The 22195-nt window shown below is 64.7% G+C and carries 23 protein-coding genes; 5 read left to right on the top strand and 18 right to left on the bottom strand.

Going from position 1 to position 22195, the window contains the following annotated elements:
* Positions 1 to 7 precede the first annotated feature (7 nt).
* Together GGD67_RS07075 and GGD67_RS07080 are read left to right on the top strand one after the other, a co-directional pair.
* Positions 8 to 1393: an MATE family efflux transporter gene (locus GGD67_RS07075; protein ID WP_179731812.1), complete on the top strand. Its 1386-nt coding sequence runs from the start codon at positions 8 to 10 to the stop codon at positions 1391 to 1393.
* Positions 1394 to 1500: 107 nt separating this feature from the next.
* Complete coding sequence (locus tag GGD67_RS07080; RefSeq protein WP_179731813.1) at positions 1501 to 1935, top strand: DUF2147 domain-containing protein; 435 nt, start codon at positions 1501 to 1503, stop codon at positions 1933 to 1935.
* A gap of 4 nt (positions 1936 to 1939) precedes the next feature.
* On the opposite strand, the gene GGD67_RS07085 is transcribed toward GGD67_RS07080, so the two are convergent.
* A complete protein-coding gene (locus GGD67_RS07085; RefSeq protein WP_179731815.1) occupies positions 1940 to 3085 on the bottom strand; it encodes a DUF3095 domain-containing protein in 1146 nt (381 codons plus the stop codon).
* Between the two features lie 224 nt (positions 3086 to 3309).
* On the opposite strand from GGD67_RS07085, the gene GGD67_RS07090 reads away from it, so the two are divergent.
* A complete protein-coding gene (locus tag GGD67_RS07090) occupies positions 3310 to 3708 on the top strand; it encodes a hypothetical protein (RefSeq protein ID WP_018316204.1) in 399 nt (132 codons plus the stop codon).
* Positions 3709 to 3712: 4 nt separating this feature from the next.
* Here GGD67_RS07090 and GGD67_RS39175 read toward each other — a convergent pair whose 3' ends face one another.
* From GGD67_RS39175 to GGD67_RS07145, 11 genes are all read right to left on the bottom strand, one after another.
* Positions 3713 to 3922, bottom strand: coding sequence for a hypothetical protein (locus GGD67_RS39175; protein WP_092255578.1), 210 nt, complete (start codon positions 3920 to 3922; stop codon positions 3713 to 3715).
* A gap of 126 nt (positions 3923 to 4048) precedes the next feature.
* Entirely contained in the window at positions 4049 to 4771 is a 723-nt protein-coding gene (locus GGD67_RS07100; RefSeq protein WP_179731820.1) for an SDR family NAD(P)-dependent oxidoreductase, read from the bottom strand.
* The gene (locus GGD67_RS07105; protein ID WP_179731822.1) at positions 4764 to 6146 is read right to left on the bottom strand and encodes a class I adenylate-forming enzyme family protein; all 1383 of its coding nucleotides are present in this window, start codon (positions 6144 to 6146) and stop codon (positions 4764 to 4766) included. The genes GGD67_RS07100 and GGD67_RS07105 overlap by 8 nt, the downstream gene beginning before the upstream one ends.
* On the bottom strand, positions 6133 to 6378 hold the full coding sequence (locus GGD67_RS07110; RefSeq protein WP_008543699.1) for an acyl carrier protein: 246 nt from the start codon (positions 6376 to 6378) through the stop codon (positions 6133 to 6135). Before GGD67_RS07110 ends, GGD67_RS07105 begins: the two co-directional genes overlap by 14 nt.
* A gap of 141 nt (positions 6379 to 6519) precedes the next feature.
* Positions 6520 to 8334: a long-chain-acyl-CoA synthetase gene (locus GGD67_RS07115; RefSeq protein ID WP_179732246.1), complete on the bottom strand. Its 1815-nt coding sequence runs from the start codon at positions 8332 to 8334 to the stop codon at positions 6520 to 6522.
* A gap of 229 nt (positions 8335 to 8563) precedes the next feature.
* Entirely contained in the window at positions 8564 to 8833 is a 270-nt protein-coding gene (locus tag GGD67_RS07120; protein ID WP_018316209.1) for a DUF3551 domain-containing protein, read from the bottom strand.
* A 34-nt stretch (positions 8834 to 8867) separates the two neighbouring features.
* Positions 8868 to 9146, bottom strand: a complete 279-nt coding sequence (locus tag GGD67_RS07125; protein ID WP_026201626.1) for a DUF3551 domain-containing protein — start codon at positions 9144 to 9146, stop codon at positions 8868 to 8870.
* Between the two features lie 128 nt (positions 9147 to 9274).
* Positions 9275 to 11152 carry a molecular chaperone HtpG gene (htpG, locus tag GGD67_RS07130; protein ID WP_179731824.1) on the bottom strand — a complete coding sequence of 626 codons (1878 nt, stop codon included), beginning with the start codon at positions 11150 to 11152 and terminating at the stop codon, positions 9275 to 9277.
* 123 nt (positions 11153 to 11275) lie between these two features.
* The gene (locus tag GGD67_RS07135) at positions 11276 to 11683 is read right to left on the bottom strand and encodes a hypothetical protein (protein ID WP_018316212.1); all 408 of its coding nucleotides are present in this window, start codon (positions 11681 to 11683) and stop codon (positions 11276 to 11278) included.
* Between the two features lie 250 nt (positions 11684 to 11933).
* A complete protein-coding gene (locus GGD67_RS07140; protein WP_179731826.1) occupies positions 11934 to 12542 on the bottom strand; it encodes a nuclear transport factor 2 family protein in 609 nt (202 codons plus the stop codon).
* A gap of 139 nt (positions 12543 to 12681) precedes the next feature.
* A complete protein-coding gene (locus tag GGD67_RS07145) occupies positions 12682 to 13488 on the bottom strand; it encodes a response regulator (protein WP_026201627.1) in 807 nt (268 codons plus the stop codon).
* Positions 13489 to 13708: 220 nt separating this feature from the next.
* On the opposite strand from GGD67_RS07145, the gene GGD67_RS07150 reads away from it, so the two are divergent.
* Together GGD67_RS07150 and GGD67_RS07155 are read left to right on the top strand one after the other, a co-directional pair.
* On the top strand, positions 13709 to 13939 hold the full coding sequence (locus GGD67_RS07150; protein ID WP_026201628.1) for a NepR family anti-sigma factor: 231 nt from the start codon (positions 13709 to 13711) through the stop codon (positions 13937 to 13939).
* Entirely contained in the window at positions 13939 to 14487 is a 549-nt protein-coding gene (locus GGD67_RS07155; protein WP_018316216.1) for a sigma-70 family RNA polymerase sigma factor, read from the top strand. Before GGD67_RS07150 ends, GGD67_RS07155 begins: the two co-directional genes overlap by 1 nt.
* Positions 14488 to 14587: 100 nt before the next feature.
* Here the strand turns inward: GGD67_RS07155 and GGD67_RS07160 are convergent, their stop codons facing one another.
* The 6 genes from GGD67_RS07160 to GGD67_RS07185 all read right to left on the bottom strand — a co-directional run bounded on the left by GGD67_RS07160 (position 14588) and on the right by GGD67_RS07185 (position 22050).
* Positions 14588 to 15286: a nitroreductase gene (locus GGD67_RS07160; protein WP_179731828.1), complete on the bottom strand. Its 699-nt coding sequence runs from the start codon at positions 15284 to 15286 to the stop codon at positions 14588 to 14590.
* 137 nt (positions 15287 to 15423) lie between these two features.
* A complete protein-coding gene (locus tag GGD67_RS07165; protein ID WP_092255604.1) occupies positions 15424 to 16668 on the bottom strand; it encodes an acyl-CoA dehydrogenase in 1245 nt (414 codons plus the stop codon).
* 119 nt (positions 16669 to 16787) lie between these two features.
* Positions 16788 to 18032: an acyl-CoA dehydrogenase gene (locus tag GGD67_RS07170; RefSeq protein ID WP_179731830.1), complete on the bottom strand. Its 1245-nt coding sequence runs from the start codon at positions 18030 to 18032 to the stop codon at positions 16788 to 16790.
* A gap of 141 nt (positions 18033 to 18173) precedes the next feature.
* Positions 18174 to 19301, bottom strand: a complete 1128-nt coding sequence (locus GGD67_RS07175) for an acyl-CoA dehydrogenase family protein (protein ID WP_179731833.1) — start codon at positions 19299 to 19301, stop codon at positions 18174 to 18176.
* Positions 19302 to 19328: 27 nt separating this feature from the next.
* Positions 19329 to 21200: an AMP-binding protein gene (locus GGD67_RS07180; protein WP_179731834.1), complete on the bottom strand. Its 1872-nt coding sequence runs from the start codon at positions 21198 to 21200 to the stop codon at positions 19329 to 19331.
* Between the two features lie 43 nt (positions 21201 to 21243).
* Positions 21244 to 22050 (bottom strand): enoyl-CoA hydratase/isomerase family protein, encoded by an 807-nt coding sequence (locus tag GGD67_RS07185; protein WP_018316222.1) that lies wholly within the window; start codon positions 22048 to 22050, stop codon positions 21244 to 21246.
* Positions 22051 to 22195 lie beyond the last annotated feature (145 nt).

Raw genomic sequence — 22195 nt, forward strand, 5'->3', positions numbered from 1 at the left:
GGTGAACATGACGATCGACGCCCCTGCAGACGCCGTCCCGCCGCTTGCGCCGGTCGCCTCCCCGATCGCCAGCCTGCTGACTGCGCCGATCCTGCCGACGCTGGTGCGGCTCGCGATCCCCAACATGATCGCGATGGTCGGCAGCACTTTGGTTGCGATCGCCGAGACCTCCTATATCGGCCGGTTCGGCACCATTCCGCTCGCCGCGATCGCGCTGGTGTTTCCGTTCGCGATGCTGACGCAGATGATGAGCGCGGGCGCGATGGGCGGCGGCGTTTCGTCCGCGATCAGCCGCGCGCTCGGCGCAGGGGATCGTGACCGCGCCGCGACGCTGGCGCTGCATGCCGCCATCATCGGCCTCTGCGGCGGGCTGTTCTTCACGGTGATGATGCTCGTCTTCGGCCGCTCCTTCTTCACCCTGCTCGGCGGGCGCGATCGCGTGCTCGAGGAGGCCAGCGGCTATTCGCAGGTGCTGTTCTCCGGCGCGGTCGCGATCTGGCTCGTCAACACGCTCGCCTCGGTGATCCGCGGCACCGGCGACATGCGCCTGCCCTCGATGACGCTGATCGGCGCCAGCGTGCTCCAGATCGCGCTCGGCGGCACGTTGGGGCTCGGCCTGTTCGGCGTGAAGCCCTTCGGCATGCCGGGGGTCGCCAGCGGCCAGTTGATCGCGTTCACTTGCGCCGCGATCTTTTTCCTCTGGTATCTCGCGTCCGGCCGCAGCCGGCTGCCGCTGAATATTCGCGCGTTTCATTTCGAGCGCGCGATGTTCCTGGACATCCTCAAGGTTGGTGCGGTGGCCTGCCTGTCGCCGCTCCAGACCGTGCTCACCATTTTGATCTTCACGAAGATCCTGGCCACGTTCGGCACCGAGATGCTGGCCGGCTACGGCATCGGCTCGCGGCTGGAATTCTTGCTGATCCCGATCACGTTCGCCTTCGGCATCGCCTCGGTGCCGATGGTCGGCATGGCGATGGGCGCCGGACAGGTGAAGCGCGCGCGGCGTGTGGCCTGGACCGCCGCTGCAGCTTCCGGATTGACGGTCGGCCTGATCGGCCTCGCCGTCGCGCTCGCTCCGTCGCTATGGGTCGCGCTCTTCACGCGCGATCCCGGCGTCACCGCCGCCGCGCACAGCTATTTCCACTGGGCCGGCCCGACCTTCGTGTTCTTCGGCATCGGCGTGTCGCTCTACTTCTCCTCGCAAGGCGCGGCGCGCGTCGGCGGCCCCGTGCTCGCTTCCACCGCGCGGCTTCTGATCGTCGCGATCGGCGGCGTCGTCCTCATGATGACGCAGGCGCCGGCCTGGACCTTGTTCGCGCTGGTCGGCGGCGCCATGGCGGTGTTCGGCCTGTCGACTGCGGCCTCGGTCGCCTTCGCGCGCTGGGACAAATGATCGCAGGACATCAACGCAGGCAAATGAACGCAGGAATGTGATTCCAGCCAGCGTTGCACTATCCCGCCGGGCTGCTATGGAGGCGCTCCATTTTCGGGGCCTCTTCCATGACTTCCAGATTCGCTGCTCTCATCGTCCTTCTCGCTGCGCTGCTCGGCGCGCCGGCCGCGCATGCGCAGAGCGCCGATGGGACATGGCTGACCCAGGCGGGTGATGCGCGCGTCAAGATCAGCAAGTGCGGCGGCGGCATCTGCGGCATCGTCGCCTGGCTGCGCGAGCCCTACGACACCGCGACCGGCCAGCCCGCCACCGACAGCAAGAACCCCAATCGCGAGCTCGCCAGGCGCCCGATGATCGGCCTGCCATTGTTCAGCGGCATGCAGCCGTCAGGTCCGAACAAATGGTCCGGCCAGATCTACAATGCCGACGACGGCAGTACCTATGCCAGCAGCATCTCCGTGACGGGAGCGGATTCGCTGCGGGTCGAAGGCTGCGTCGGCGCGCTCTGCGGCGGCGAGACCTGGACGCGGACGGGACGCTGACGCTTCACGCCACCATCGCCTTCAGCGCCGTCGCCGCCGAGGCGTAGCCGCCCCGCGCGCCATCGATGAAATGGACGTGATCACTGCGCAGCGCCGACGGCGTGAAGCAGGTCATCATGGCCGCGTCCTGCTGATAGAGACCGTAGCGCACGATACCCTCGCGCGCAGCCGCCGCCAGTCGGTCGCTCAGCGCGCGCTCGAGCTGCGGCGTGCAGTCGAGGATCATGCGCAGGCCGTCGTCAAATTTCCTGAAGTCCGAGTTCTCGACCACCTGACGCCTGTAGACGTTGGGCACGAAGCCGCCGACGTTGAGGTCGAAGCGCATGATCAGATAGACGAACAGCGTATAGGCCAGCACGCTGGCGCGGCGCGCGAGCAGCGGACCACCGCGCCTGGTGCGGGCTTCGTATTCCAGCCCCTGCGGCGGCCATTTCAGCGGCGGTCCCTGCGGCGGCACCGGGCGGGCGCCGTCCGGGCTGCGCTCGACGAGATGGATAATGTCCTCGATCACCTTGCGGAAGGCATGCGGGTCGGCGCCGCGCGCCGGCATCACCAGAACCGACAGGATCAGCCCACGTGAGGCTGGTATCACCTCGAAGCGACAGGACAGGCCCGAGAGATCGGGCTGCGTGCCCGCCGGCGCTGCCGGGACGGCAAACTCCCCGCGCTTCATTGCGGCATCGGCGAAGGCGAGCCCGCCGCCCGAGAACATCGCATAGGACAGGTTAGCCGACGGACCGAAGCGCGCGACGCGCACGTCGAGGCCCTGCGCGCGGATGGCGCTGACCGGCACCAGCGCGACCCGCATCGTCAGATCGAGATCTTCCCGCACCCAGGTCGCGGTTGCCGCCAGCGCCTCTCGGGCAGGTTCGAGGTCGCCTGGCGCAACCGCAAAGCTCGCGCCGTCGCCGCCGAACACGAAGGGGAATTCGCGCCCCTCCAATGCGTTCGTCACCGCCGCGATCACGGCGGCGCCGGCCATGTTCACCGCCTTGTAGCGCTGCGCCGCGATCGCCTTGGTGGAATCGACGATATCGGCAACGCCGATGCTCCAATCGTCCGGCAGCGGCGCATAGAGCGCAGGGTCCATCAGGCTGGTGAAGCCGCGGAAGACGGGAATGCCGCCATAGAAGGATTCGCCTGAGGTCATCGGGGATGCCGGATGGTTGGAATGCGAAACAAATACGTGGCAGGATCGATCCGGGTTCGCCGGCCGGCGGCCCCTTTCAATCATTGGCCGAAACGGTTCCAGACAACAAGATAGGGCAGCAACAAGATGAGGCCGCGTTGCAATGCCGCAGCGTGTCATTGATCGGCATCAAGCGGCCGGCCGGGAAGAACGGCTATTGTCCTCAGCTCCAAGGGTTGCATGGGATGATCGAGGTGTCCGACTTCGGCAGCAAGGACTCCACCTCTCCGGTCCGCCGGCGCACGGGCATCGACCCGATCAGCGCGGTGAAGATGCCCGAAAGACTGACGGCAGCCGTCGATGCCTGGGCTGAAGCCCATCAACTGACCCGCTCGGATGCGATCTGCAAGCTGATCGAGCTGGGCCTGAAGATCGCGCCCCCGGTCCACGCCCCGGTGCACCCAATCGCATCGGACGCCACCAGGATCGAAGAGATCGCGGTCCACGAGATCGAGACGCTGCTCGATCCGGCATTGCCCGTGGACGAACGCGACCGCCGCATCCGCCGCCTCACCGAAGGGCCGCCGGAGTTTTCACACGAGCGGATTGACCTGCCGAAAGACCCGCCGAAGCACCGGACGTGAGCTGCTAATGCAGCTTCTCGTCCTGACGCTTGCGCAAGCTATCGAGAGACGCATCATGGCAGCCGACCAGGCGCACGAATTGCTGCGGGTACATTTCGTGGCCATGACCGCCGGAATTCTGGTGCGTCATCGGCGGGCAACGGGCATCGTCCTGCTTCGCGCGGGATTGCTCGGTCCGGCCCTGATTTGAAGCGGTCATGCTGGGCATGGTCATGGACTGCTCCTTGTCGATTAGGGCAGATCGATTGACGTAACCCAATCGATTGCGGGGCATCTTACGACCAAATCCGGCTGGATGTCATTGTGCCGGATCAACGCAATCATGACGGCGGAGTTCCGCCTAGGCCGTATTCCCCGCGTCGACAGTAAACACCGTCCCGGTGACGTTGCGGCCGCCTTCGCCCAAAAGATACTCCACCATGCGCGCGACGTCGTCCGTCTCCGGCAGGCGGCGCAGCGCGCTGCGGCCGGCGATGCGCTTGCGCGCCTCGTCGGACAGATTGTGCGTGAGCTCGGTGTCGATGAAGCCCGGCGCAATCGCGTTCACGGTGATGCCGAGCTTGCCGACCTCGCGCGCCAGCGAGCGGGTGAAGCCGGTTGCAGCCGCCTTGGTCGCACCATAGACGGACAGGCCGTTATAGCCGGTGGTCGCGATGATCGAGGAGATGTTGACGATGCGGCCGGCGCCATCGGCCATCATCTGCCGTGCCACATATTTGGTGAGGATGATCGGCGACAGCACGTTGAGCTGCACCAGCGCTTCGATCTCGGAATTATGCAGGGTGGCGAGCAGGCCTTCGGTGCCGAGGCCGGCATTGTTGACGAGGCCGTAGGTCGGGCCGAACTCGTCGCGCACGAGTTTTGCAAAAGCCGGAATGGCGTCGATCACGGCAAGGTCGCAGGCGCGGAAATGCAGGCGCCCTTCGGAGCCCGCAATCGCGGCCTTGAGCTCTTCGCTCTCGCGCCGGGCGGCCGCGACCACGTTGTATCCGGCGCCGGAGAGGCGCTTGCCGATCGCAAGGCCGATGCCGCGGCTGCCGCCGGTGACGAGGACATTATGCATCGGTGCGCGCCAGTTTTCCGGCCGGGGTGACTTCGAGCGCCTCGACGAAGCGGATCACCGCCGGCACCTTGTGGGACGCGAGCTGCGCGCGGCACCGCTCCAGGATCTGGTCGCGGATCTCTTTCGCCCGGGCGGGATCGGTGCCCTCGGTGAGGATCACATCGGCGACCACGATGCCGCCGGTGATCGGGCTCTTGCGCGACTTGGCCCGCGACATCCGCACGTCGGGATGGCGGTTGATGACCGCCTCGATTTCTTCTGGGTGGACCTTCAGTCCGCCGATATTGATGATGCCGCCGCGGCGGCCGACGAAATAGTAGCGCTCGCCGCGCAGCTCGACGATGTCGCCGCTGTCGACAAATCCGTCGTCATCGGTGAGCGCGGCGGCATTGCGGCCGACATAGGCATGCGCGGTGCGCGTCGAACGGATACGCAGCGAGCCGTCGACCACTTTCATCTCGACGCCATTGCGATTGCCGAGATAGTTGGCCGGAAAGCCTTCCAGGCCGTCGTTGACGGCAAAGCCGACGCCGGCTTCGGTCGAGGCATAGGCATGACCGACGGAGGAATTGGGGAATGCCGCCTTCAGCCCGTCGAGCACCGCCTGGTCGGCGATTTCACCGGAGAGGCGGACGTAAGCCGGGGCGAACTGCGCGGCCGAACCGCTCATCAGGAGCTTGCGCCAGTGCGAGGGCGTGCCGGAGATGTGCGAGACGCCGCGCGCCTTCAGCCGCGCGACGTGATCACCGAGCGCCTCATGGGGATCGGACAGCACCATCGAGCCGCCGGAAAGGACGGCGCGGAGGAAGATTTGCAGGCCGCCATAGCGGCGGATGTCGTAGAAGGTCGCCCAGACCGGCGCCGGGCCGCGCGCGGGGCCTTCGGCAACGATCGCACCGGTCAGCGCCTCCAGCGTGTGGCCGGCGATCTTCGGCACGCCCGAAGTGCCCGAGGTCAGCATCAGCCATTCCGTCGCGCGTTCGGTCTTGGCCGGCGCGGTGGCTTCGAGCGGCAATTGCGCGGTGACGATGAGCGGGACGCCAGTCCCGGCCCAGCGATCGGATTCGTCGGTCACGACGGCGTCGATCTCGGCGTCGGCGATCAATGCCTCGAGATGCGCCGGATTGAGATCGGGCGGGCACAGCAGCATGCGACGGGCGATGCCGTCGAGCTCGATCATGGCAAGGCCCGACCGGAGCTGGTCGGACAATTTGAGCAGCACGGAGCGGCCGGACAATTCGCGCAGGCGGCCGCCCAGGACCGACTGCGACAGGATATCGGTCAGCGACACGCAGGTTTGCGCGTCCGACAGCGTACGGCCGGTCAGCTCCGCGCCGAGATGGTCGCGAAGCGCAAAGATCTCACGCGGGGACATTTTCGTAGGCCCGCACGAAATCGCCCACCGTGGCGGGAAACGCTGCGTCCTCGGAGATGGTGAAGGGGTCGACGCCGGTCTCGTCCTCGAGGCGCGCGACCAGGATGGCGAAGGCGAGCGAGTCGAAACCCGTCTCGTGCAGCGACAGATCGTCCGAGAGCGCGGGAAGCGTGACGTGCTGCTCTTTGGCGATCTGCTGGATCGCGTCAATGACCTTAGACCTTACCGACATGGCTGGCTCGCTTTGTTATCGTTGGTGTTGCGGCGGCTCTTGCTGGCCGCCTCCCCATGGCCGTCTGTTTACCCGACAGAAGTAAATGGCTTCTTGGACAATTCAGATAAAATTGGACCTATCTGCGGATTTTGGCGGGATTTACAGCCTGATCGAGCCGTCCACGATTCGCGCATGGGCCTCGGTATCGAGCGCCACATAGGCCCCGGACTTCGGGTCTGCCATGAACAGTGGATCGGAGATCGCGGCGGGATCGAAGCCTTCCCGCGACAGATCGCCCTTCTTCTGCTTGAACGTCTCGGTCGCATCAATCTCGCTGGAGATGCGAATGAAGACGGGACGCGCATAGGCCGGTAGGCGTTGCGCCAGATGTGCGGGCAATGCCGCGATGTCGAAGCCTTCGTTGACGACGATCGCGCTCATGCCGGCGCGGCCGTCCGCGCCGGGGATGCTGACGCCGTAAGTTGTGGCATCGACCACGCCGGTGAAATCGCGCATCGCGTCATTCACCTCCGAGGTCGCGACATTCTCGCCCTTCCAGCGGAAAGTATCCCCGATCCGATCGACGAAATGGAAGAAGCCCTTGTCGTCGATCCGCATCAGGTCGCCGGTGCGGAACCAGGCGTCGCCCCTGGTAAAGACATCGCGAAGAATCTTCTTCTCGGTCTCGCCGGTGTCGGTGTAGCCCTCGAAGCGGCCGCCGCCTTCATCGGCCGTGCCGATGCGGCCGATGGCTTCGCCGGCATCACCACGGGCGCAGGCGAGGCAAAACCCCTCTTCGTTGCGCAGCGGCACGCCGCTGTCGGGGTCGAGCTTGACGAGATTGGCAGGGAAGCGATGCGCCAGCAGCGGTGGGATGCGACCGATCGCGCCGGGCTGCCCCTCGACGTTGAACAGCGAGAAGTTGCCTTCCGTCGCCGCATAGAATTCGAGGATGCGCGGAATGGCGAAACGCGCCTGAAAGTCTTCCCAGATGTCACCGCGCAGGCCGTTGCCGCAGACGAGGCGGAGACGATGCCGGTTCTCATATTCCGACGGCGCGGCCTTGAGCAGATAACGGCAGAGCTCGCCGATATATTGGAACAGCGTGCAGTCATGGCGCACGATGTCGGACCAGAAATGCGAGGCCGAGAATTTCTCCGCAATTACCACCGAGCCGCCCGCAGCGAGCATGCTGCAGGGCGCGACGATGCCGCCGACCGAGTGGAACAGGGGCAGGCAATCGTAGAGCCGGTCTTGCGGGCTCGCGCCGGTGAGGCCGGCGAACCAAAAGCCCCAATTGAGAATGCGGCGGTGGCTGATGCTGGCAGCCTTCGGCAGGCCGGTGGTGCCCGAGGTGTAGATCAGCAGCGCACGGTCATCGATGGTGACCTCGCCGTGCTCCTCCGGCGACAAAGGAGCGTCGTCCAGCGCCGCGAGGGCGACGTCGATGGCGCGCTCGCTGCGGGCATCGCCATGCGTCCAGACCTTGGCCTGCGTCTTCAGGTGCGGCGTTGCGCTCTCCAGCATCTGCGTCAGCTCCTGCGCAACGATGATATGCGAGGGCTTTGCGACATCGAGGCAATGCGCGAGCGACTGTCCCACCAGCCTGGTGTTGAGCAGCGCCGCCACACCGCCGATCCGGCTGATGCCGAGCCAGGCCGCGACATAATCGATGCCGTTCGGCATGATCAAGGCGACCGTATCACCCTTGGCCACGCCGGCCGAGCGCGCCCAACGCGCGTAGCGGTTGATGCGCTTCGACAGGCTTTCATAGTCGAGGCTTGCGTCGTCGGTGATCAGCGCGACGCGGTCGGGCTGGCGCTGCGCCCAATCGTCGATGACGTCGGCGAACAGACGCCCCGGCAGCGTCTCGATCCGCGCCGTGAGCTCGATGGCCTTCAGCCATATCTTTGAAGCCGAAGGCGCGCGCGCGACTTTTTGTCGTTCGATGACACCGGTGGTCATGCCGTTGATTCTTTCGGGCCGCCTGCTGACATCAGGCAATCTAGCCCCCGCGCCCTGCCCAGGTGTTAAGAGACAAGGTAAAACTCTGTTAGGGCGCGGTTAACTCTAGTGATCCTTTACCGCCGCACGGCAACGCCGATGAGTTCGGCGGCGTGGTGACGGCCGAGACCGATCGCGCTGGCGCAAGATGGCCGGAGCTGTGGGGGCAGGAAGGATTAGCGCGCAGCACCTGCCGACGCTAGCCGCTACGCCTGTAGCGCAAGTACGGCGGCGGCGCGTGAACCGGATAATACGGATTGAGATCGCAGATCGCGGATCGGCCATAAGCCGTGGCGCGGCACTGCGGCAACGAGGTGAAGGAGCAGTCGTACCACTCTCCACCCCCACCGTTCGCACCTGAATAAACGTGCATGCAGACCGGATAGCGTGGATCAAAAGTCTGCGCATGCGACGGCGCGGCTGCGAGCATCGCGCCGGCGGTCACGATCATTCCGAACGAGAAACGCATGAACTGTGTTCCGGTACGAGGCATCGCGGATTCGCTATTGCACCTTCTTGTGACGCCGGCGCGGCTGCGGCGGCTGGTCGAAGGCGTAGTACGGGTTGACGTCGCAGCTGGCCGCGCGGCCCGACGCGCTCGCGCGGCACTGCGGCAGCGAGGTGAAGGAGCAGTCGAAATAATCGCCGCCACCACCGGTAAAGCCGCCGGGCGTATAAACGTGCATGCACACCGGGTAGCGCGGATCGTAGGTCTGGGCGCTGGCATCTGCCGCGACGAACAGCGCGGCAATCGCGGTGAGGGTCAAAATCGACAGGCGCATGGACTTAATCCTCGAATCGACGGCCTCGGCGGATCTGATGCCGGCAGCCTCGTATGGCATAACACCAGGCCGGAGGCGACTGTTCCTAGGGACAGATGACGGCAAGGTGAGCGCTGCGGGCTGCGGCGCTAGGCGCCGAGCCCCTGCAGCACGAGCCGGTTCAGCCTTGCGGCAAACGCAGCCGGATCCTCCGGCAATTCGCCGTCCAGGATCTGCGCCTGCTCGAGCAGGAGCAGGCTGAGATCGTCGACCGCCTTCGAGCCGGCCTGCGCCTTGGTGATCGCGCCCACCATCGGATGGCGCAGATTGATCTCCAGGATCGGCTTGGTCTTCATGCCGCGGTTTTGCTGCGACAGGATGCGCTCGAGCTCGCGGCTCGGGCCCTGGCTGTCCGCGACGAGGCAGGAGGCCGAGCTGGTGAGGCGCGTCGAGGCCTTGACGTCGCTGACCCGCTCGCCGAGCGCGGCCTTGATCACGGCGATGGTGGCCGCTTCATCCGCCTCGGGCTCGTCCTTCTTTGCCTCGTCCTTGTCGTCGACGCGCGGAATCAGGTCGAGATTGAGATCGCCCTGGCTCAGCGACTTCAGCGGCTTGCCGTCGAACTCCGACGGCATCGAGGTCCAGAACGCATCGACGGGATCGGACAACAGCAGTACCTCGATGCCGCGCGCGGTCGCAGCCTCCAACCGCGGATTGGATTTCAGCCGCTCGATACTGTCGCCGACGAGATAATAGATCTCGGTCTGGTTCGGCTTGAAATCGGCGATGACCTGCTTCAGCGACCGCGTCTCGCCCGATGTCGTGGTGAAGCGCGACAGTGCCAGCAGCTTTTCGCGCCGCTCGAAATCCTCGTAAATGCCTTCCTTGAGCACCGCGCCGAACGCGTCCCAGATCTTGGCGAAGTTCTCCGGATCCTTCTCGGCCAGGCTTTCGAGCTCCGACACGACCCGGGTCGCCACGGCCTTGCGGATCTGCGCCAGCTGCGGATTGTTCTGCAGCATCTCGCGCGAGATGTTGAGCGGGAGATCCTCGCTGTCGACGACGCCGCGGATGAAGCGCAGATATCCCGGCAACAGATCGGCATCATCGGTGATGAAGACGCGGCGGACGTAAAGCTTCACCCGGCCCTTGCGGTTCGGCTCGAACAGGTCGAACGGCTTGGTCGAGGGCGCGAACAGCAGCACCGCGTAGGAATAGCGGCCCTCGGCGCGGTAATGCAGCGTCATCGCGGGATCGTCGAAGGCGGAGGCGATCTGCTGATAGGCCTTCTTGTAGTCGTCCGGCGTCAGCTCGGATTTCGAGCGTTGCCACAGCGCGCTGGCCGAATTGATCTGACGGGGCTCACCCTCTTCCGGCACCAGCTCGATCGGGAACAGGATGTTGTCGGAATAGGCACCGACGATGCGCTCAATCTCGAAGCTCTCGAGATATTTCTTGGCGTCGTCCTTCAGGTGCAGGACGATCTCGGTGCCGCGCGTCAGGCGCGCCGCCTCCTCGTCGCCGGCACGGGCGATTTCGAAGCCGGAGCCGCCGGAGGACGTCCAGGTCCAGACGTCGCTCTCGCCGGCACGGCGGCTGACCACGAAGATCCTGTCGGCGACCATGAAGGCGGAATAGAAGCCGACGCCGAACTGGCCGATCAGGCCGAGGCCGTCCTTGGCCTCCTTCAGCTTCGACACGAATGCCTTGGTGCCGGAGCGGGCGATGGTGCCGAGATGGTCGATCAGCTCCTGCCGCTCCATGCCGATGCCGTTGTCGGCGATCGTGAGCGTCCCGGCCGCCTTGTTCGGGATGATGCGGATCTTGAGCGCGTCGCCCTCGCCGAGCAGCGAAGGGGTTGCGATTGCCTCATAGCGCAGCTTGTCGCAGGCGTCCGACGCGTTGGAGATGAGCTCGCGCAGAAAGATGTCGGTCTCGGAATAGACGGAGTGCACCATCAGGTGCAAAAGCTCGGAAACCTCGGCCTGGAAGGGCTGCGTATGCACAGCCGTGTATGACGTCGTCATGCGTTTACCCGGTCAAAACGAAAGGGAAGAAACCCGGGATATAACGCGAGCGTACAGGGGATCAAGTGGACGTGAAGAATCGTCCTCCAGGCGGGAGAGCGATCTATCCGGCGCCCGGGCGGATCAGGTCACGCAGCGGCCGGGCTGGAGCAGCTTTGCGACCTCAGTCAGCGAGCTGACCATCGGCTCGCAGGCGATCGTCGGCCTGTTGCGCACCTTCTTCTGGTTCTGGAGCAGCACCGGCGGCTTGGCATTGCCGGTCTCGATCACCGCGGGGACCCGCAGCAGCACCGAGGTGTCGGCGAGGTCATTCAGCCGCATCGAGACGGTGCGGGTCGGAACAGCTGCCTGTTTGATCTCGGCGAGCCGGTCGGCCTTGCCGGTCCGATTGACATTGTGGCCGGGCTTGTCGGCCTTGTCGGCGACCGCCTGCCAGCGGTCTGCCAGATCATGACCCGAGGCCAGTTGCACGGCACCGAGCGTCGCAGCAGCGGCAACGACGCTCAAAAATACCTTATGAATCTGTGACATGGCTGTCGATCCCTCGCCCCATGGCGATCGCGGGAACAACGCCGGTGAAGGATCAGGGGTTCTTAGCGGTTACGATCACTTAACCGTGTGCGACAAATACGACAGCGTGCGCAAAATATTTCGCGAGGGGTGGAACGACTTTCGCAGACTGGAGTCGTCTCAACAGCCGGCTATTCCCCCCTGCCCCATAAGCCGGTGACGTAGGGCGCGACTGTGGTGATGCCAGTCGCGCCTTACTTTTGTCTGGGGTTCACTTCCCCGCCAGCCAGTCACGCCCTTCGCCATAGAGCTTCTCGACCTCGGGGCCGATCAGGCCCGGCATGTCGCGCTTGACCTTGTAGCCGATCAGCTCCTGCATGTAGGCGAGGTGGCGATAGCCTTCGGGCAATGCGGCCAGCGCTGTCTGGTCGAGGCGAAGCTCTGCTGCGGGATCGACCGGGTCGATCCGGTCCTTCTCGTAGATCGGCTGACGGCGGACGATGCCCCACTTGCCAATACCTGATTGGTCCTGCCGCTTCTCCAGGAAGTCGTAGAAGCGGCCGGTGCAGACGACGTCGCAAACGACCTCATGCACCGGGGCACGCTGCGAGATCGTCATCTTGGTCTGCGCGATGGCCCGCGCGCCCGCGAGATCGATGCTGGTGCCGCCGAGGAAATGCAGGATGCGCACGCCCCTGGCAAAGCCCTCCTGGCTGACGCGCATGAAATCCCGCGCCGGCCCCTGAAACCAGGTGGCGGACATCCAGCCCTCGTCATGCCAGACCGTGGCAAAGCGCTCCCAGTCACCGGCATCGCGCCAGACCGCCCAGTTCTCGACGAGGCCGCGAATGGCGAGGCGATCGAGGAGTTGCTGGTCCATGGGCACATCTCCGGCTGGGATCAATGCAGGAGGTATGAGCGGCGAAGCCGACGCACGTCAAGCACGGCAGGCGACACGAAAAATCCGGCGTGCCTTGCAGCACGCCGGATCGGATCGTTTGGCCAAATGGCCGGCTCTATTAAGCCGCCGGCGCCTTCGGCGTGCGGTTGCGCGAGTTGCGCTGGAAGAACAGCGCCTGGCTCGCCACCGCCGACACCATCGCGGGCTGGAACGGTTTTGAGATCAGGAACGCAGGCTCGGGCCGCTCGCCGGTGAGGAAGCGCTCCGGGTATGCGGTGATGAACACCACCGGCACCTCGAAGGTGCGGAGCAATTCGTTGACGGCGTCGAGGCCCGACGAGCCGTCGGCGAGCTGGATGTCGGCGAGGATCAGGCCGGGCCGCTTGTTCTTGGCCAGCGCCACCGCATCGGCATGGGTGCGCGCGACGCCGACGACATTGTGGCCGAGATTCTTCACCAGGCTCTCGAGGTCCATGGCGATGAAGGTCTCGTCCTCGATGATCAGCACGTCGGTGGCGATCTCGGCGGCCATCTCGCGTCCGGCGGCATCCGCAAGCCGCCGCGTCTCGGCGACGTCGGTGCCGAGGATGTAGCCGACTTCCTCTTCCGAGAATCCCTCCAGCGAGAGCAGCAGGAAGGCCTGGCGCGGCAGCGGCGTGATGTTCGACAGCCGCCGCTCGGGCGGCATCGGCAAGGTCGTCACCTCGGAATCATCGTTGACGGAGACCGAATTCCAGATCTGGGTGAACAGCCTGAACAGGCCGGCCCGCGGTCCATGGCTCTCGTCGAGCACCGACGGATCCCCCAGCATGGCTTCCAACATGGCTGCGACATAGGCGTCACCGGAGGCCTGGCTGCCCGTCAGGGCGCGTGCGTACCGGCGCAACAACGGCAAGTGTTCAGCAACAAGCTGTGAACGGGACATCCCCACTCCATTCATCTTCGGGGCCAACCTTGACGTCCAGGCAATCCGAGGGGGGCCCGGGTTCCCCTGCTGGGCTGATTACGCCTCAGGCCAAGAAAAGTTCCGTCTGAGCGGGAACTTTTTATCGAACCTGGAATTGAGCCTATCCAGGGAACGGCTCCCGGTTGAGAAAACCTCTCGATTTTACAGTCACTTAACTCGGGGAAACGTGGAACAGGTCATGAAAGATCTCAAGTCTCAAGCCAGCAGAAGCACGACCCCCGGCAAGGGAGGCCTCACTCCGGAGATTCAATCCCGGATCGGGCACCAGTTGCGCGCCATGTATGATGATGTGGTGCGACAAGGGGTTCCAGATCGGTTCGCCGAACTGATCAAGAAGCTTGATGCGCCGGGAGCGACACCCCACGTGGGACATGAAGGCGGATCCAACGACAACAATGGGAGGGATTAATGCCTCTCACGGACTCCCTGCGTAACGACATCCTGGCGGCCGTGCCCAGTCTGCGCGCGTTCGCCATTTCGCTCAGCGGCAATGCGGACCGCGCCGATGATTTGGTCCAGGAGACGCTGCTCCGCGCGCTCGCCAATATCGACTCGTTCCAGCCTGGCTCCAATCTGCCGGCATGGCTGTTCACGATCCTGCGCAACCTTTTCCGCTCCGACTATCGCAAGCGGCGGCGCGAGGTCGAGGATGCCGAAGGCAACTACGCCAAGACGCTGAAGACACAGCCCTCGCAGAACGCGCATCTCGAGTTCGAGGAGTTTCGCACGGCGCTCGACAAGCTTCCGCAGGACCAGCGTGAAGCGCTGATTCTGGTCGGCGCCTCCGGCTTCTCCTACGAAGACGCGGCCTCGATCTGCGGCTGTGCAGTCGGCACGATCAAGAGCCGCGTCAACCGCGCGCGCTCGAAGCTCGCCGCGCTGCTCTATGTCGATGGCGCCGAGGATTTTGGCCCGGACGAGACCGTTCGGGCCGTGATCGGCGGCAGCGGCGGCTGACGGCCGGCGTCCTCAAGGACTTAGATGAAGATGAAGGCGGCCGTTCTCACGGCCGTCTTCGCGCGCGTCCGACAGCGATAGCGGAAGCTACGCCGCTTGATCACTCGTCCGCGAAGGTCACGGTCTCGGCCACGCTGGCGCGCGAGGTGCGGTAGCTGTTGACCTTGTGAGCGTCGTCGGCATAGCCGAACGAAATGCCGCAGACGACGCGGCGATCGTCGGGCAGATTGAAGTGGCGGCGGATCAGCCCGGAATGCCGCGCGAGCGCCGCCTGCGGAATCGTGCCGAGCCCGAGTGCCTGCGCAGCCAGCATGAAATTGGAGACATAGGCGCCACAATCGATCGCACCGTAAATGCCGAGCGGCTCGTTGGTGTGAATGATCGCGACATGCGGCGCGCCGAAGAAATTGTAGTTCTCCAGCGCCTGCCTGGCGTAGGCGCCTCTGTCGCCGCGGGCGATGCCGAGCGTGTTGTAGAGCTGAAAGCCGCTTTCGCGGCGGCGTTCGAGATAGACACCGACATATTCGCGCGGCGGGGTGAAATCGTAATCGTCGCCGAGCCCGCCTGACGCCTCCGTGTAGATCAGCTTCCGGAAGCGCTCCTTGGCCTCCCCACTGGCGATGATCACCTGCCAGGGCTGGCTGTTGCACCAGGACGCGGTGCGCTGCGCGGTGGTCAGCACATGCTCGATGGTCGCGCGGTCGACCTCTTTGGGAAGGAAGGCGCGGACGGAGTAGCGCTCGTTGAGGAGCTCTTCGAGCACGCCGATGCGATCGTTCTGTTTGACTGTAGCGTCCATGGTTCAGCTCGCGCTCTTCTCGTAGGGTGGGCAAAGGCGCATCGCGCCGTGCCCACCGACAGGCTTGCTCCGGAGCATCTGCATATGGTGGGCACGCTTCGCTTTGCCCACCCTACGAGATACAGCGAGAGGTGAGATCATCGCCCCTTGGTCGGGATCTTGTTATACGGCACGTCCTTGTCGACGCGGATGTCGCCGGGCAGGCCCAGCACGCGCTCGGCGATGATGTTGCGCAGGATCTCGTCGGTGCCGCCGGCGATGCGCATCGAGGGCGAGGACAGCAGCATCTGCTGGAACTGGCCCTGCACCGTCTCCTCGTCATTGCCGGTGAGAACACCGGCCGCCCCCTGCAGGTCCATGGCGTAGGTCGCGATGTCCTGCAGCATCATGCCCGAGACCAGCTTGCCGATCGAGTTCTCCGGACCCGGCCGCTCGCCCTTCGACAGCGCCGAGATCGTGCGATAGCTGGTGTATTTCAGCCCGCTCGACTTCGCCGCCCAGCTCGCCAGCTTCGAGCGCACCGCCGGATCGTCGATCGCGAGGCCATCTTCCAGCATCAGGTTGGAGCAGAACTCGAACATTTCAGGCACGCCGGTCGCAAGGCGCGAGCCGATCGACATGCGCTCGTTCATCAGCGTGGTCAGCGAGACGCTCCAGCCTTCGCCGACGGCCCCTAACCGCTGGCTGTCGGGGATGACGACGTCGGTGAAATAGACCTCGTTGAACTCCTGCATGCCATTGGCCTGCCTGATCGGACGCACCTCGACGCCGGGGCTCTTCATGTCCAGGAAGAACATGGTGAGGCCCTTGTGCTTGGGCACGTTCGGATCGGTCCGCGCGATCAGGAGACCGTAGTCGGAGTAATGCGCGCCAGAGGTCCAGATCTTCTGGCCGTTGACGACCCAATTGTCGCCCTTCTTCTCCGCGCGGGTGCGCAAGCCGGCGACGTCCGAGCCGGCAGACGGCTCGGAGAACAGCTGGCACCAGATCTCCTCGCCCGAAGCCAGCTTCGGCAGATAGCGACGCTTGGCGTCCTCGCTGCCGAAGGCCATCACGGTCGGGCCGCACATGCCTTCGCCGATCTGGAACGGCTGCGTCAGCTTGCCGTAGACACCCTCCTCCTGCTGCCAGATCACCTTCTCGATCGGCGTCGCGCCACGGCCGCCATATTCCTTCGGCCAGTGCAGGCAGGCCCAATTGCCCTCGAACTTCTTCTTCTGCCAGGCTTTGCCGACCTCGACGATATCTTGCTTGGCAAGCCGAATGCGGCCGAGCGAGGATTTTGAAAGCTCGGCGTGCAGCTCCTTCGGCGCATTGGCCTCGACCCATTGGCGCGCGGTCTGGCGGAATGCGGCTTCCTGCGGGGTGTCGTCGAAATTCATAACGGCCCTCTCGATCCTTGATCAGTGCGTAGGGTGGGCAAAGCGAAGCGTGCCCACCACCTTCTCTCGATAGACTTCTTGGGCACGGCGCGTGCCGCGCCTTTGCTCACCCTACGATTCTAGCCTCTTCCCTTCGTCGGGATCTTGTTGAACGGCACGTCCTTGTCGACACGGATATCACCGGGCAGGCCCAGCACCCGCTCGGCGATGATGTTGCGCATGATCTCGTCGGTGCCGCCTTCGACACGGGTGCCGGGCGCGCGCAGCAGCATCGCCTGGAAACGGCCGGCGAGCTCGCCATCCTCGCCGCTGACGACGCCGCTCGCACCCTGCAAATCCAGCGCGTAGGTCGCAACGTCCTGGATCATCGAGCCCGCCACCAGCTTGCCGATCGAATTCTCCGGCCCCGGCCGCTCGCCTTTCGACAGCGCCGAGATCGCGCGCATGCTGGTGTATTTCAGCCCGCTCGCCTTCACCGCCCAGTTCGCCAATTTCGAGCGCACCGCGCGATCCTCGATCGCGGGGCCGTCGTCGAGCATCAGGCTGGAGCAGTACTCGAACAATTCAGGAAAGCCGGTCGAGACGGCCGCGCCGATCGCGCTGCGCTCATTCATCAGCGTGGTCAGCGAGACGTTCCAGCCGTCACCGACCTCGCCGAGGCGCTGATGATCGGGAATGCGGACATTGGTGAAATAGACCTCGTTGAAGTCGGAGGCGCCGCTGGCCTGCTTGATCGGCCGCACCTCGACGCCGGGGCTCTTCATGTCCAGGAAGAACATGGTGAGGCCCTTGTGCTTGGGCACGGTGGGATCGGTGCGCGTCAGCAGGATGCCGTAGTCGGAATAATGCGCGCCCGAGGTCCAGATCTTCTGCCCGTTGATGACCCAGTCGTCGCCGTCCTTCTCGGCGCGCGTGCGCAGGCCCGCGACGTCGGAGCCGCCGGCGGGCTCGGAGAACAGCTGACACCAGACCTTCTCGCCGGAAGCGAGCGGCGGCAGATAGGTGCGCTTATGCTCCTCGCGCGCGAACGCCATCATGGTCGGCCCGCACATGCCGTGGCCGATGATGAACATGCGGGACAACTGGCCGTACGGCCCTTCTTCCTGCTGCCAGATCACGCGCTCGATCGGCGAGGCGCCGCGCCCGCCATACTCTTTCGGCCAGTGCAGGCAGGCCCAGCCGGCGTCGGCCTTCTTCTTCTGCCAGGCTTTTGCGACCTCAAGAATGTTGGCGTTCTTGAGCACGGTGCGGCCGAGCGAGGATTTGCGCAGCTCTTCCTCGTATTGCGTGGGCGCATTCGCACCGATCCAGGCGCGGGCGGTGGCGCGGAATTCGGCTTCCTGCGGGGTGTCGTCGAAGTTCATGGTCGTCTTCTTACCTTCGTAGGGTGGGTTAGCCGAAGGCGTAACCCACCTCTTTGGTTTCCTCGTCGACGGAAGTGGTGGGTTACGCCCAGCGGATCGCGCTTCGCGCATCCGCAGGACTAACCCACCCTACGAACCTAATTACGCCGCGTTCTTCTTCCGCATGCGGTCGATCAACTGGTCTTCCCAATAGGACAGGCTCCCCAGCCCCAGCGCCATCGCGTTGGCGCGGCGGTAGTACATGTGGCAGTCGAACTCCCAGGTGAAGCCCATGCCGCCGTGAACCTGGATGTTGTTCTTGGCGCAGTGCTGGAATGCCTGCGTCGCGCTGATGCGTGCGGCAGCAGCGGCTTCCGGCAATTCAGCCGCGTTGGTCGAGAGCGCCCAGGCGCCGTAATAGCTGTTCGAGCGCGCCAGAGTCGCCGAAACATACATGTCGGCGAGCATGTGCTTGACCGCCTGGAACGAGCCGATCTGGCGACCGAAGGCGATGCGGTCGAGCGCGTAGTCGCGGCCCATCTCCAGCGCGCGGTCGGAGCCGCCGACCTGCTCGAACGCACACAATACCGCGGCGCGGTCGAGCACCTGGGTGAGGATGCTCCAGCCTTCGCCGGCAGCTCCCAGTGGCTCGGCCTTGCAGTCTTTGAAGGTGATCTCGGCCTGCCCGCGGGTCGGATCGAGATTGGTGAGGCTTTTCACCTCGACGCCGCCGGCTTTGAGATCAACCAGGAACAGCGAGATATCACCGTCGCGTCCGCTCGAACCTGTGCGCGCAGCAACCACGGCGAAGTCGGCAATCGCACCATCGGCGACCGGTTTCTTGACGCCGTTGAGCACGCCGTTCGCAGCCGTCAGCTTGACGTTCTTCGGCGCGGGATTGCCCTTGCCCTCGAACAGCGCCAGCGTGCCGATCGCCTCGCCCGAGGCAATGGCCGGCAGCCATTTCTTCTTTTGCGCGTCGCTGCCGGCGATCAACAGCGCTTCGGCGGCGAGATACACGGTCGAGGAGAACGGCACCGGCGCGTTCGCGCGGCCCATCTCCTCGGCGATAACGCAGAGCTCGAGATGACCGGCGCCCGCGCCGCCGAACTCCTCGGGGATCGCGACGCCGAGGAAACCCATCTCGGCGAGGCCCTTCCAGAGCTCCTTGTCGTAAGGCGCCTTGCCGTCGAGCACCACACGCACCGCCTTCGGCGAGCATCTTTCCGCGAGGAATTTGCGCGCCTGATCGCGGAGCTGCTTCTGGTCGTCGGAGAAGTCGAAGTTCATGGCGCGTACCCGTGTTGATGATGTCGATTACTTGAGAACGATGACGTCTTGATCCGGCTTGTCGGCATACAGCCGCTCCACCAGTGCGGCGCGGCGCTCGAGGCCGGCGCGCTGATTGATGTAGCCCTTGTCGGTAAGCTCGTTGCCGTCGATCGAGGGCGGCTCGACCATCAGCATGGCCCGCGCGATGATGCGGCTGCTGGCGCCCTCGCACTCCTTGTTGTGAGTTTCCAGCCCGCGCCTGAAGCAGGCGAGCACTTCAGGGTGCTTCACTGCATCCTCGAAGTTCAGCTCGGGATTGCCGACAAGTTGCCGGCAGGCGTGCAAATTGGGCCAGGCCAACAGGCCGATGAACGGGCGGTCCTGCCCCGCGACCAGCGCATCGTGCACGACAGGCGTCGCAGCTGCGATCGTATCGGTGCGGAGCGAACCGACATGCACGAAGGTGCCGGTGGTGAGCTTGAAGTCTTCGACCACGCGACCTGCAAAGATGATGCCCTTCACCGGATCGGAATCGTCGACGAAAACGCCGGCATCACCGATGCAGTAAAAGCCTTCCTCGTCGAACATCTGCTTCGTCAGCTCCGGCTGGCCGAAATAACCGGGCGTGACGTTGACGCCGCGCAGCCGCAATTCGTATTTCGAGCCGCACGGCACCATCTTCAGCTCGACACCGGGGAACGGCAGGCCGATCAGGCCGACGCGCTCGGTGTCCCAATAAGTTCCGGTCGAGGTCGGCGCGGTCTCGGTCGAGCCCCAGCCGGTGTAGAACACGATGCGCTCGCCGGTGGTCTTCACCGCGAGGGCCTGCATGCGGTCGTAGAGATCGTCAGGCAGGCGCGCGCCGCCATAGGCCATGATCGAGAGGTTCTTGAAGAACGAGCGGCAGAGCGCGTCGTCCTTCTCCATGGCGGCCGCGAGCGCGGCATAGCCGGCCGGCACGTTGGCGTAATAGGTCGGCGATATCTCGCGCAGGTTTCGCAGCGTCTCCTCGAACTGGCCCGGCATCGGCCGGCCATCGTCGATATAGAGCGTGCCGCCATCGACCAGGATCGGGTGGAATGCCGCGTTGCCGCCCATGGTGTGATTCCAGGGCATCCAGTCCAGCATGGTCGCAACAGGGCCGTCAGGCGAACGTGGCCGCACCTGCATCATCATCGCTGCATTGGCGCACATCATCTTCTGCGTGTTGATGACCGCCTTGGGCATGCCGGTCGATCCTGACGTGAACAGCAGCTTGCCGACGGTGTCGGGCGTGATCTTCGCGATCGACTCCTCGACGTCCTCGGTCACCGGAGTTGCCGCGAGCTCAGCAAAGCTGACGCTCTTGATGCCCTCACATGGCCGCGCGACGTGAACCACGGTGACGCCGGCGAGGTCGATCGCCTTCAGTGCCTTCTCGAAGGTCGGGCCGTCCTGCACCATCACCACGGCCGGCTTGATCAGGTCGAACAGGTATTTCAGCTTGACGTGATCGTGGCTCATCAATGAGTAAGCCGGCGAGACCGGCGCTGCCGGGACGCGCGCCTGCATCGCGGCCTGCGTCATCAGCGCATGCTCGATCGAATTGCCGGAGAGGATCGCAACGGGGCGGCCGTCGAGTCCGAGGTTGAGCAGACCTTGCGTCAGCGCATCCACAGTGCGCTTGGCTTCGCCATAGGACACCTTGCGCCATTCGCGATTGGGACCACCGCGCTGAGCGAGCCAGATGCGCTCGGGCGCTTCCTTCGCCCATTTCGCCAGCGAGGCCGGGATGTGCTTCTCGTAAGGCTGCAGCGGAATGCGCGACTTCAGCACCACCGTGCCGTCGCTGCGACGCTCGACGTCGATGTCGCGCGCGAGCCACTCGATCTTGCGAAAGGCGGGCTTCGTCATCACGGCCGCCGCGCTTCCACTCATTTTGCGTCTCCCGGAATTATCGTCCTTTGCGGATCGTTCTCGTTCAGCGCTTGATATAGACAGGCTTTCGCTTCTCAAGGAAGGCCCTGATGCCTTCCGAAAATTCCTCCGAGCGGCTGCACAGGACCTGGTTGCGATCCTCCATCGCGATCGCCGCCTCCAGCGATCCCGCATCGACGCTCATGTTGAGACATTCCTTGGATAGCCGCAGGCCCACGGGCGAGGCCGTCATCATCGCCTCGACATAAGGCTCGGCCGCGTCATCGAGCCTGTCCTCGTCCACGACTTCCGAGACGAGGCCGACCGCCAGCGCGCGCTCGGCGCCGATGAACCGGCCCGTGAGGATCAGTTCCGACGCCACGGACACGCCGACCAGCCGCGGCAGGAAATAGCTGGTGCCGATGTCACAGCCACCGAGGCCGAGCTTGATGAAGGCGCAATTCATTCGCGCCGATCTCGTCGCGATGCGGATGTCGGAAGCCAGCGCCAGCGCAAATCCGCCGCCGGCGGCCGCACCCTGCACCAGCGTCAGGATCGGCTGCGGACAACGTCGCATCAGCATCACGATGTCAGCGATGCGGCGCTGCGAGTCCAGCGACTCCGTGACGCCAGGCGGCTCCTGTTGCCCGGCACGGCGGGCCATCGCCGCCTTGAGATCGAGGCCTGCGCAGAAATTCCGGCCGGCGCCCTTCAGCACCACGACACGCGTGTCACGGTTGCGTTGAAGGCCCTGGAAGTAGTCGTTGAGCGCGTCGATCAGCGCCGGATCGAGCGCGTTGAGCTGTTCCGGCCGATTGAGCGTCACCCGGTCGACGCCGTCGTCATGCTCGATCAGCAGCGGTTGGGACATGGGGGCCTCGTGCATCCGCTCTTTGGGTGGCGGTTATTGCGCCCTCTCCCCTTGTGGGAGAGGGCAAGATCGCTGTCAGCCTAGAGTTCACTTGGATGAGGGGTCTGTCTCCGCAGACGAGATCGGGGAGAGAGACCCCTCATCC

The sequence above is a fragment of the Bradyrhizobium sp. IAR9 genome, from assembly GCF_013408065.1.
GTDB lineage: Bacteria > Pseudomonadota > Alphaproteobacteria > Rhizobiales > Xanthobacteraceae > Bradyrhizobium.

Excerpts from the sequence above, each read along its gene's own strand:
- GGD67_RS07075 (WP_179731812.1), top strand. The coding sequence starts at position 8 with ATGACGATCGACGCCCCTGCAGACGCCGTCCCGCCGCTTGCGCCGGTC.
- GGD67_RS07080 (WP_179731813.1), top strand. The coding sequence starts at position 1,501 with ATGACTTCCAGATTCGCTGCTCTCATCGTCCTTCTCGCTGCGCTGCTC.
- GGD67_RS07085 (WP_179731815.1), bottom strand. The coding sequence starts at position 3,085 with ATGACCTCAGGCGAATCCTTCTATGGCGGCATTCCCGTCTTCCGCGGC.
- GGD67_RS07090 (WP_018316204.1), top strand. The coding sequence starts at position 3,310 with ATGATCGAGGTGTCCGACTTCGGCAGCAAGGACTCCACCTCTCCGGTC.
- GGD67_RS39175 (WP_092255578.1), bottom strand. The coding sequence starts at position 3,922 with ATGACCATGCCCAGCATGACCGCTTCAAATCAGGGCCGGACCGAGCAA.
- GGD67_RS07100 (WP_179731820.1), bottom strand. The coding sequence starts at position 4,771 with ATGCATAATGTCCTCGTCACCGGCGGCAGCCGCGGCATCGGCCTTGCG.
- GGD67_RS07105 (WP_179731822.1), bottom strand. The coding sequence starts at position 6,146 with ATGTCCCCGCGTGAGATCTTTGCGCTTCGCGACCATCTCGGCGCGGAG.
- GGD67_RS07110 (WP_008543699.1), bottom strand. The coding sequence starts at position 6,378 with ATGTCGGTAAGGTCTAAGGTCATTGACGCGATCCAGCAGATCGCCAAA.
- GGD67_RS07120 (WP_018316209.1), bottom strand. The coding sequence starts at position 8,833 with ATGCGTTTCTCGTTCGGAATGATCGTGACCGCCGGCGCGATGCTCGCA.
- GGD67_RS07125 (WP_026201626.1), bottom strand. The coding sequence starts at position 9,146 with ATGCGCCTGTCGATTTTGACCCTCACCGCGATTGCCGCGCTGTTCGTC.
- htpG (WP_179731824.1), bottom strand. The coding sequence starts at position 11,152 with ATGACGACGTCATACACGGCTGTGCATACGCAGCCCTTCCAGGCCGAG.
- GGD67_RS07135 (WP_018316212.1), bottom strand. The coding sequence starts at position 11,683 with ATGTCACAGATTCATAAGGTATTTTTGAGCGTCGTTGCCGCTGCTGCG.
- GGD67_RS07140 (WP_179731826.1), bottom strand. The coding sequence starts at position 12,542 with ATGGACCAGCAACTCCTCGATCGCCTCGCCATTCGCGGCCTCGTCGAG.
- GGD67_RS07145 (WP_026201627.1), bottom strand. The coding sequence starts at position 13,488 with ATGTCCCGTTCACAGCTTGTTGCTGAACACTTGCCGTTGTTGCGCCGG.
- GGD67_RS07150 (WP_026201628.1), top strand. The coding sequence starts at position 13,709 with ATGAAAGATCTCAAGTCTCAAGCCAGCAGAAGCACGACCCCCGGCAAG.
- GGD67_RS07155 (WP_018316216.1), top strand. The coding sequence starts at position 13,939 with ATGCCTCTCACGGACTCCCTGCGTAACGACATCCTGGCGGCCGTGCCC.
- GGD67_RS07160 (WP_179731828.1), bottom strand. The coding sequence starts at position 15,286 with ATGGACGCTACAGTCAAACAGAACGATCGCATCGGCGTGCTCGAAGAG.
- GGD67_RS07165 (WP_092255604.1), bottom strand. The coding sequence starts at position 16,668 with ATGAATTTCGACGACACCCCGCAGGAAGCCGCATTCCGCCAGACCGCG.
- GGD67_RS07170 (WP_179731830.1), bottom strand. The coding sequence starts at position 18,032 with ATGAACTTCGACGACACCCCGCAGGAAGCCGAATTCCGCGCCACCGCC.
- GGD67_RS07175 (WP_179731833.1), bottom strand. The coding sequence starts at position 19,301 with ATGAACTTCGACTTCTCCGACGACCAGAAGCAGCTCCGCGATCAGGCG.
- GGD67_RS07180 (WP_179731834.1), bottom strand. The coding sequence starts at position 21,200 with ATGAGTGGAAGCGCGGCGGCCGTGATGACGAAGCCCGCCTTTCGCAAG.
- GGD67_RS07185 (WP_018316222.1), bottom strand. The coding sequence starts at position 22,050 with ATGTCCCAACCGCTGCTGATCGAGCATGACGACGGCGTCGACCGGGTG.